The 2,410-nt window shown below is 57.3% G+C and carries 2 protein-coding genes; both read left to right on the top strand.

Features of this window, described 5'->3' with window-relative positions:
• Positions 1-524 precede the first annotated feature (524 nt).
• Entirely contained in the window at positions 525-1,313 is a 789-nt protein-coding gene (locus QN357_RS18575) for a TnsA-like heteromeric transposase endonuclease subunit (RefSeq protein WP_323505349.1), read from the top strand.
• Positions 1,306-2,349: a hypothetical protein gene (locus QN357_RS18570; RefSeq protein ID WP_323505348.1), complete on the top strand. Its 1,044-nt coding sequence runs from the start codon at positions 1,306-1,308 to the stop codon at positions 2,347-2,349. The genes QN357_RS18575 and QN357_RS18570 overlap by 8 nt, the downstream gene beginning before the upstream one ends.
• Positions 2,350-2,410: the final 61 nt, after the last annotated feature.

Raw genomic sequence — 2,410 nt, 5'->3', positions numbered from 1 at the left:
CCACCACTGGTGCTCTTCCGCACGACCAGTGGGGCTCAACCGCACGATCGGGTGGGGCTCAGAGACTCGAATACTCATCTGGGTTCCTATCACAGTGCTGCGGCCGTTTCTGAGCCCACCCACACCCGTTGTTCTGGCCATCCTTGGCGGTTGACCTTTTCGGTCTTGGTAATTATTATTACCATGATTCAATCCTCTGTTCCGGATCGGAATACTTGGATTGAAGAACAGTATGGCCGCAATGGGCAGCGCACTCCGTGTCGCGAGATGGCAGTCCAGGAGGGGGATCGGAGCTCCCACGAAGCAGTCTTGTTGCTGACGTCGTATACGAATGAGTCGTTCTCGCCACTTGCTCTGCAGCGTGCGACTCAGGGGCGTCGGTGCGGCCTGCTCAAGAAGTCGCCCCCGCTTGCGCGCGACACACCGAAACCCTGGGCCCTCAGGGAATTGGCTGGGTGTAGAACATTAAACGTGAGGAGTACTCATATGTTCCCCTATCTCGCTGAGAGTCGGAGGGAGGCCTGATGGCAGACTCGCTGGTGGCCAGCGCTCGGCTTTCCGAGGAGCAGGGGCTCGGGCCCACAACGCAACCGCGGAAACCCGAGATACGCTGGCTTGACTCCGCCAAGCGAGTTCACGCGGCGAAGTCCACACCCGACCTCCTCCACGAGCACTTCCAAACCAACGCCAGCTGGCGCGTCGGAACGAAGTACCCGGGAAGAAGGAACTTCCATGGGTGGTATTGGTTTTCTGGGTCAGCCCAACATGTTCAATTTGAGTCAGGGTTTGAGCAGACAGCACTAATGGTCTTTGACTTTGACGGCGACGTCGTCGGGATCTCAGCACAGCCGTTTCAAATCGATTTCGGACGTAAACGCGCGCCAGCGACCCATGTGCCCGACTTCTTCCTTGTGCGGCGGGATGGCACGCAGGTCGTTGTAGACGTTCGGCCCGTTAGCCGACTCGACGACAAAGCGAAGGCCACATTTCTCGAAACGCGAGATGTATGCAGAGGCATTGGTTGGAACTACGACGTCTTTGCGTGGATAGACCACACGTACCAGCGCAACCTCGAATGGTTGGCAGGATATCGCCACCCGAGAAACGCCCCGCCGGCCGAATTAGAAACTGAGCTGCTTCGTCACTTTGAGCAGCCTGCGCGAATCGGCGATGTCATTACTTCAATGCCCATTGCGAATCCGCCAATGATCATGGCCTGGAGCTATCACCTTCTCTGGCGGCGGGTCCTGACGACTGACCTGGGACGATCCCTATCGAAAGACCACCTCATCCAATTGGTGCACCATGCATAGGCAAGTGTCGCTGGGTAGCGAGGTCGTGCTCGACGGGAACAGCTACCTCGTTGTCGAGATTGCGAACGCACGGCTGACCCTTCGGGACCTGGAGAAGGGTGGATATCGTCACCTTCACGTCACTGAACTCTTCATGCGCGGACAACTTGAGACGGTGAAAACGGTTCCGATATCTGCAGAGCGAGACATATCGACCGTGGCGACGATGAATGAGCGTGCGAACGCTGACGCTGAGTTTTGGCGCGAGCACATTTTCGAGGTGATTCACGGGCGGAAATATTCGGCTGGGCCGAACCAGAAGATCCGAGGCAGATATGACCCTGCGAAGCACCCGCAATATCGGCGCATTGAGTCAAAAGTGCGTGAACTCACAGATCCGCCGTTCGACCTGCGCGTGTCCGCGCGAACCATTCGAAGGAAGATTCACGAATATGAGACCTGTGGCTTCGCTGGGCTCGTGGACAAGAGACTCCTTCGACGCGAAGGACCTTTGAATCGTGCCGACGAACGCGTCGTTGAGGCGCTCCAAATCGCTGTCGATGACCAGGTAAACCGCTCCACAGTCACTCGTGGAAAAGTGGTTTCCGAAGCCATACGGGAGCTTCATCGAAAATTTGGAAACGATGTCGAAATTCCGCATAGATCGACCGTTTACCGGTACTTGCAGACGCTATCCGCAGGCAAGGAGACCTTCGGGTTAGCAACTTCTCGGCGCTCACGAGCGAGGAGTCCGCAGCACACCTACGGCGGGATTACGGCCACCCGCCCGGGGGAGTATGTCCAGATTGACGCAACGAAGATGGATGTTCTCGCCCTTGACGAACAAGGTAAGGAATGCCGGGTTACTGTTTCGCTTCTTGTTGATGTCTTCACCTGCAGCATCCTCGCTTTCGTGATGAGGCCTGAGGCCCTGAAAGGTGTCGACCAGGCTCTGCTACTGGCTCGCGCATTTGTGCCAGCGCCGTTTCGGCCGCACCACAGCGAACAGATGCAGATTGCGAAGTCGGGACTGCCCGCTGGGGTCACGTCCCGCTGAGTGGTGGAGTTTCTCAACACCATGCGGGTCAGTTGTTCTAGCTTAGGCGGCGGCGAGTTCG

Origin of the sequence: Cryobacterium sp. RTC2.1, from assembly GCF_035018685.1 — a bacterium.
Lineage (GTDB): Bacteria > Actinomycetota > Actinomycetes > Actinomycetales > Microbacteriaceae > Cryobacterium > Cryobacterium glucosi.
Note: the sequence above shows the minus strand (reverse complement) of the source record. Positions and strands in the feature narration are given on the sequence as shown.

What these genes read in the sequence shown, in the direction of transcription:
- QN357_RS18570 (WP_323505348.1), top strand. Translation starts at nt 1,306, where the DNA reads ATGCATAGGCAAGTGTCGCTGGGTAGCGAGGTCGTGCTCGACGGGAAC.
- QN357_RS18575 (WP_323505349.1), top strand. Translation starts at nt 525, where the DNA reads ATGGCAGACTCGCTGGTGGCCAGCGCTCGGCTTTCCGAGGAGCAGGGG.